Origin of the sequence: Mesorhizobium sp. M7A.F.Ca.US.014.04.1.1 (assembly GCF_003998745.1) — a bacterium.
Taxonomy (GTDB): Bacteria; Pseudomonadota; Alphaproteobacteria; order Rhizobiales; family Rhizobiaceae; genus Mesorhizobium; species Mesorhizobium ciceri.
Genome location: NZ_RZRW01000351.1, coordinates 1 through 6,163, shown reverse-complemented (window position 1 = coordinate 6,163; position 6,163 = coordinate 1). Strand labels below are relative to the sequence as shown.

Here is a 6,163-nt window from a genome sequence, read left to right as displayed (position 1 = left end):
CTGGCCAGGACCAACATCGACGGCGGTGACATGGGCCACGCCGCGCTCGAGCAACACCTGGGTGAAGCCGCCGGTCGAGGCGCCGATGTCGAGCGCTTCACGGCCGGCAGGATCGAGGCCGAAATGATCGAGCCCGCCGATCAGCTTGAGTGCCGCGCGCGACACATAGCCTTGCGCCGGATCATCGATGGTAACGTGACATTGCGGCAAAACGCTCTGGCCGGGCTTGCGCGCAATGAGGCCGTCGACGGTCACAGTGCCGCGCTCGACCGCGTCGCGGGCACGCGAGCGGCTGGCAAACAGCCCGCGCTGGACGAGCAGGTCGTCGAGCCGCTGGCGTGCGCTGGCTGGCAGAGGCGAATTCATCGGCCTTCATGGCGAAAGCCGACGACGATGGCAAGAGCGCCAGCTGGAAGCATTTCGTCTCCCGTTCCCATCATCACGCTCAGCATCTTGCACGGCGACGATGGTGAGGCGTCCCGTCCCGCCGACCATCCTTATGAATACCCATGCGTTACGCCCGTTGAGACGGATGACCGCCGAAGCATGAGGTCTCACCGCCTGCGGGTAAATACCAACAATCTAGAAAGCCTCATGATTTCTTAACCAATTTTCATCGCATTTGCTTGAGGACTTCAATGTTATGACCGCGACGACGGGAAAACCCGGATGAAGAGGCGGCAACTTTGGAAATGGCCAGCGACATCGTCTACAAGGTTCTTGACCGGATTTCTGGCGCCGGCCTGCTGGCGACCGGACTTCTGTTGCTGACTGCTTTGGCCAGTGCCCTGGTCGCCTATTGGCGCACGGTCGAGAAAAAGAGCTGGAAAGAGTTCTTCGAGTTCGCGGTCCCGCATGAGGTCATCACGCATCCTTCGGCGAAAGCCGACCTTTTGTTCTGGGTGACGCGGAAGGCGCTGATGCCATTCCTCATGCTGCCCGCCGGCGTCGTCTTCGTCAGCGCCGTCGGCTATGCGACGAACTGGTTGCTCTCCACGCTGCTGGCAATCCAGCCGCCTCTGATCGAGGGGCCGGCGGGGCCTGTGACGGTGACGATCTTCACCCTCACCATGCTGCTTGCCTACGACATTTCGTACTATCTCTATCATGTCGCCCAGCACCGCTACCCGGTGCTCTGGGAACTGCACAAGGTGCACCATTCGGCCGAGGTGATGGTCGGCATCACCAAGGATCGCGTCCACCCGCTCGACGAATTGATGAACCGGGCCTGGGACGGCGTCATTCCCGGCATCTGCGTCGGCATCTGGTCGCTGGTGTCGCTGAACCTGGTTGAACTGACGGTCTTCGGCGTCAACGTCTACATCATACGCAACATCCTGATGATGGATTTCGTCAGGCACACGCATTTCAAGATCTCGTTTGGGCCGTTGAACAATCTGATCCTGTGCCCACACTGGCATCAGTTGCACCACAGCACCGACCCGCGCCATTACGACAAGAACTTCGGGCTGCTCTTCTCGTTCTGGGATCGGCTCTTCGGAACTCTGTGCGTTCCGAAACCCGACGAGGACTTCAAGTTCGGTTTGATCGAACGCAACGTGCGCGACTACCAGTCGCTCGCAGGCCTCTATGTCATGCCGCTGCAGCGGATGTGGCGGCAGATCGCCAGACATTTCCGCGCCGACAAGCCCGAGCCACAGCAATCGCCGCAGGGGGGCAAGCCATGAACGGACCGGCCGTGTTTCGGATGCAGCAAGCGCACCGGATCGAAATTGCAACCTCGCCAGAGCGACTGGCAGAAATCGCGCCCGCCTGGGCAGCGCTCTGGCAACGCGCCGGCGGCCTCGTTTTCCAGCATCCCGACTGGATCTCGGCCTGGTGGCACACCACACCGCATCAGGACCGCCGCGGCCTCAGGATCGGCCTGGTCTGGAGCGGCGAGCGCCTCGAGGCGGTCATTGCGCTCGCGACCTTCTGGCGCTCGGGCATCCGTATGCTGGAATGGGCGGCGAAGGATCACTGCGACTATGGCGATGTCCTGCTTGCTCCCGATGCAGAGCCACAGATCCTGCCGCAACTCTGGCAACATATCCTCGACGATAGCGGCTTCGATCTTGCGTATCTCAATCGGCTGTTGCCCGATGCTCGATTCCGGACCCTGCTTGGTCCCGCCGCCCCAGGCCAGGGCAGCATCTTGCAGCCGAGCCACCGCAGCGAGGTCAGCTACCGAGTTTCCAGCGCCGGACAACGCGGCGCACAATGGTTTGAAAGCCAGTCGAAGAAAACCCGGCAAAACTATCGCCGTGGTTACAAATTCATGGAGGAAGGCGGCGCGCTGCGTTTCCGCCTGATGGATGCGCACGAAGCCCGCGAGCCGGTGCTGGAACGCGTCGCCGCGCTGAAACGGCTATGGCTCGCAAAACACGGCCGCGTTTCGGACCTGTTCGACGAAGGTTCCCCCGCGCTGCCGGCACTGATCTCCGTTCTGGCCGGGCTTGGGTTGCTGCGCATCTTCGTGCTCGAACGCGAAGACGAGATCATCGCCATATCGATCAATTTCGAGCAGCATGGAACCATGATGGCTTTCGTCACCACCTATGATCCGGCCTTCGAACGGGCCTCGCCGGGCATGGTCTTGATGATGGATTACATCCAGTGGTCGTTCGACAGGGGCTTGACCACGATCGATTTTCTCTGCGGCGGCGAGGATTTCAAGCGCCGCTTTGCGACGCATTCGGTGATCTTGTCGTCAGTGGTGGGTGGACGAAACCTGCGCGGACGCCTTGCCGCCCTGGCAGACCGCGCCCGCCACGCGGCGCAATCCTGGCGCCCCGAGAAACCGGCGCAACAAGCGGAGCTGGTGGCGGCGGAGTAGCAGTGCCGACGCCTTTAGATCACCCGCACAGCGGCAAAGCACGATGAAACGATCGGGCAATCCCGATCAGGGCTTGCTGGTCTCTAGCTCAGAATACGCTTCGCGAAACCGGGCGCTCGACGGCCGGAGACAACCCATCCGCACGCCCTCCCGACGCTTGCTCGCGTGAAGGCTCGATGGCAACCGCAGGTGCGGGAACGGGGGCCGGCAGAACCACCAGTTGCGGCACCTGCTTGAAGGAAAAGCCGCCGCGGATGTCGCCCATCTTGCCGGCGACGATGCCCATGGCCGCCTTTTCGAGGCTGCGATCATAGCGCGTTTCGGCTGTGGCCGGCGCGACGATGACGGCGCAAAGCGCTGCGCCGCACAGAAGCGTTTTCATTGTTGCTGTCTCCCTGCCTGATCACGATCTAGCAGGGCGCCGTTGAAAAACGGCCAAGAGACACGGTAAGCAAAGCGCCAAACGGCAGCGTAAACAACGCGTTAAGAACGTTGGCCGGCAAACTGATTCAAGTCACTGAGACTTTGATTCAGGCGCGCTGGGCGCGAACCGTATGCCCGAGCGCGACGAACACGGTGCGCACGATGCCGGCAGCATCGAGCCCGGCATCGGCATACATCTTTTCCGGCTTGGCGTGGTCGGTAAACACGTCGGGCAGCACCAGCGGGCGCACCTTCAGGCCGCTTTCCAGCAGGCCTTCATGGGCGAGGAACTGCAGCACATGGCTGGCGAAGCCGCCGACGGCGCCCTCCTCCACCGTCACCAGAACCTCATGCGAGCGGGCCAGCCGCCGGATCAGATCCTCGTCGAGCGGCTTGGCGAAACGGGCGTCGGCGACCGTGGTGGAGAGCCCGGCAGCCCCTAGCTCCTCGGCGGCGATCAGGCAATCCTGCAGCCGTGTGCCGAAGGACAGCAATGCTACCTTGGTGCCCTCCCTGACGATGCGGCCCTTGCCGACTTCGAGCACGGAGCCACGCTCCGGCATGTCGACGCCAACGCCATTGCCGCGCGGATAGCGAAAGGCGATCGGGCCGTCATCATAGCTTGCCGCGGTGCGTACCATGTGGCGCAGCTCCGCCTCGTCGGCCGCCGCCATCACCACGAAGCCCGGCAGTGTCGCCAGGAAGGTGGTGTCGAAGGCGCCGCAATGGGTGGCGCCATCGGCGCCGACGAAGCCGGCGCGGTCGATGGGAAAGCGCACCGGTAATTTCTGGATGGCGACGTCGTGGACGACCTGGTCGTAGGCGCGCTGCAGGAAGGTGGAATAGATGGCCGCGAACGGCTTGTAGCCTTCGGTGGCGAGGCCGGCGGCGAAGGTCACCGCGTGCTGTTCGGCGATGCCGACATCGAAGGTCCTCGACGGGAACGCTTCGCCGAACAGGTCGAGGCCGGTACCGCTCGGCATGGCTGCGGTGACGGCGACGATGCGGTCGTCCTCGCGGCCCTCCTGGACCAGGCTTTCGGCGAACACCTTGGTGTAGGCCGGTGCGTTGGCCGGCGCCTTGGCCTGCGCGCCGGTGATGACGTCGAACTTGTTGACGCCGTGATATTTGTCGGCGGCGGCTTCCGCCGGCGCATAGCCCTTGCCCTTCTGGGTGACGACATGGATGAGCACCGGGCCTTCGCCATTGTCTCGGACATTTTTCAGGACCGGGATCAGATGCTCCAGATTGTGGCCGTCGATCGGGCCGATGTGATAGAAGCCGAGTTCCTCGAACAGCGTGCCGCCGGTGACGTAGCCGCGTGCATGCTCGACCGCCCTTGTGATCGCACGATCCGCCCGCTTGCCGAGATAAGATGTCAGTTTTTTGCCGAAATCGCGCAGGCCGATATAGGCCTTGCCGGAGGCCAGCCGCGCCAGATAGGCGCTCATGGCGCCGGTTGGCGGCGCGATCGACATGTCGTTGTCGTTGAGAATGACGATCAGCCGTGCATCGAGCGCGCCGGCATTGTTCATCGCCTCGTAGGCCATGCCGGCAGACATGGCGCCGTCGCCGATGACGGCGATGACATTGTTGCGGCCGCCGGAGAGATCGCGGGCCGCGGCCATGCCGAGGCCGGCCGATATCGATGTCGAGGAGTGGGCAGCGCCGAAGGGATCGTACTCGCTCTCGGCGCGGCGGGTGAAGCCGGACAGGCCGCCTTCCTGGCGCAGCGTGCGGATACGGTCGCGGCGGCCGGTCAGGATCTTGTGCGGATAGGCCTGGTGGCCGACATCCCAGATCAGCCGATCATCGGGGGTGTTGAAGACATAGTGCAGCGCCACTGTCAGCTCGACCACGCCAAGGCCGGCGCCCAGATGACCACCCGTGCGGGATACCGCGTCGACCAGCTCGGCGCGAAGCTCGGACGCCAGTTGCGGCAGCTCACTCTCGGCAAGCATGCGCAGGTCGGCCGGGATGCGGGCCTTGTCGAGAAGCGGCGTATGCGGCGTTGCGTTCACGGTGCTCAGGCTTTCGGTTGATGGGCGAAATAGGCCGCCGGCCGGCGAAAGTAAATGCGTGTCAGTGACGCGGATCAGACTGTGGTCTTTTGCTTCTATGCAGGTCGTTTCCCCAAAACCGGGCCACTTTGGGCGACAGGCATCAGCTTTCCGGCAGCGGAATGAACTCTTCCTCGTCTCCTGGAACGATGTCGAAGCGGCCTGTCTTCCATTCCTCTTTCGCCTGTTCGATACGCTCTTTCGACGACGAGACGAAATTCCACCAGATGTAACGCTTCGAACCAAGAGAGGCGCCGCCGAACAGCATGAAATGCGCCCCGGTCTGCGACGACACGACGATCTCGTCACCGGGACGGAAGACCAGCAGCCGTTCGGCTGGGAACACATCGCCCGAAATCGAGACCTCGCCTTCCAGCGTGTAAATGGCGCGCTCTTCCGCATCGGCAGGGATTTTCACGCTGGCGCCGGGCGCCAGGCGCAGGTCGGCGTAGAGCGTCTCCGAATCGGCCCTGACCGGGGACCGTAATCCTTGGAAATCGCCGATGATGAGGCGCCCGTTGACGCCTTCGGCATCAATCTCGGGAAGCCTGAGCGCTCCTGTGTTCTCGAACACAGGAGCCACCTCTTCCTTGTCGTCCGGCAGCGCCAGCCATGTCTGCAGGCCGGATACCGACATCGGCGCGCCACGCAGTTCCTCCGGCGTACGCTCCGAATGGACGATGCCGCGGCCGGCGGTCATCAAATTCACGTCGCCGGGCTGAATGACCATTTCGGTGCCGAGGGAGTCGCGGTGCCGGATCTTGCCGTCGAACAGATAGGTGACCGTCGACAGTCCGATATGCGGATGCGGACGGACGTCCAGCGCCTGGCCGGCCCGCAGGAT

6 protein-coding genes are annotated in these 6,163 nt (G+C 63.2%); 2 read left to right on the top strand and 4 right to left on the bottom strand.

The genetic code is table 11. The features are described 5' to 3' along the window. On the bottom strand, positions 1 to 366 hold a 366-nt coding region (locus tag EOA22_RS21625), incomplete at its 3' end, for an SAM-dependent methyltransferase (protein WP_281040773.1). A gap of 326 nt (positions 367 to 692) precedes the next feature. On the opposite strand from EOA22_RS21625, the gene EOA22_RS21620 reads away from it, so the two are divergent. Together EOA22_RS21620 and EOA22_RS21615 are read left to right on the top strand one after the other, a co-directional pair. Beyond that, positions 693 to 1,688, top strand: coding sequence for a sterol desaturase family protein (locus tag EOA22_RS21620; protein ID WP_063167675.1), 996 nt, complete (start codon positions 693 to 695; stop codon positions 1,686 to 1,688). Further along, the gene (locus EOA22_RS21615) at positions 1,685 to 2,836 is read left to right on the top strand and encodes a GNAT family N-acetyltransferase (protein ID WP_063167674.1); all 1,152 of its coding nucleotides are present in this window, start codon (positions 1,685 to 1,687) and stop codon (positions 2,834 to 2,836) included. The genes EOA22_RS21620 and EOA22_RS21615 overlap by 4 nt, the downstream gene beginning before the upstream one ends. 88 nt (positions 2,837 to 2,924) lie before the next feature. Here the strand turns inward: EOA22_RS21615 and EOA22_RS21610 are convergent, their stop codons facing one another. From EOA22_RS21610 to EOA22_RS21600, 3 genes are all read right to left on the bottom strand, one after another. After that, on the bottom strand, positions 2,925 to 3,218 hold the full coding sequence (locus tag EOA22_RS21610; RefSeq protein ID WP_024503606.1) for a hypothetical protein: 294 nt from the start codon (positions 3,216 to 3,218) through the stop codon (positions 2,925 to 2,927). A 148-nt stretch (positions 3,219 to 3,366) separates the two neighbouring features. Beyond that, positions 3,367 to 5,280 (bottom strand): 1-deoxy-D-xylulose-5-phosphate synthase, encoded by a 1,914-nt coding sequence (gene dxs / locus EOA22_RS21605; protein WP_063167673.1) that lies wholly within the window; start codon positions 5,278 to 5,280, stop codon positions 3,367 to 3,369. A 142-nt stretch (positions 5,281 to 5,422) separates the two neighbouring features. Beyond that, a partial coding sequence (locus EOA22_RS21600; protein ID WP_164755718.1) for a pirin family protein occupies positions 5,423 to 6,163 on the bottom strand: 741 nt, incomplete at its 5' end.

What these genes read in the sequence shown, in the direction of transcription:
- EOA22_RS21620 (WP_063167675.1), top strand. Translation starts at nt 693, where the DNA reads ATGGCCAGCGACATCGTCTACAAGGTTCTTGACCGGATTTCTGGCGCC.
- EOA22_RS21615 (WP_063167674.1), top strand. Translation starts at nt 1,685, where the DNA reads ATGAACGGACCGGCCGTGTTTCGGATGCAGCAAGCGCACCGGATCGAA.
- EOA22_RS21610 (WP_024503606.1), bottom strand. Translation starts at nt 3,218, where the DNA reads ATGAAAACGCTTCTGTGCGGCGCAGCGCTTTGCGCCGTCATCGTCGCG.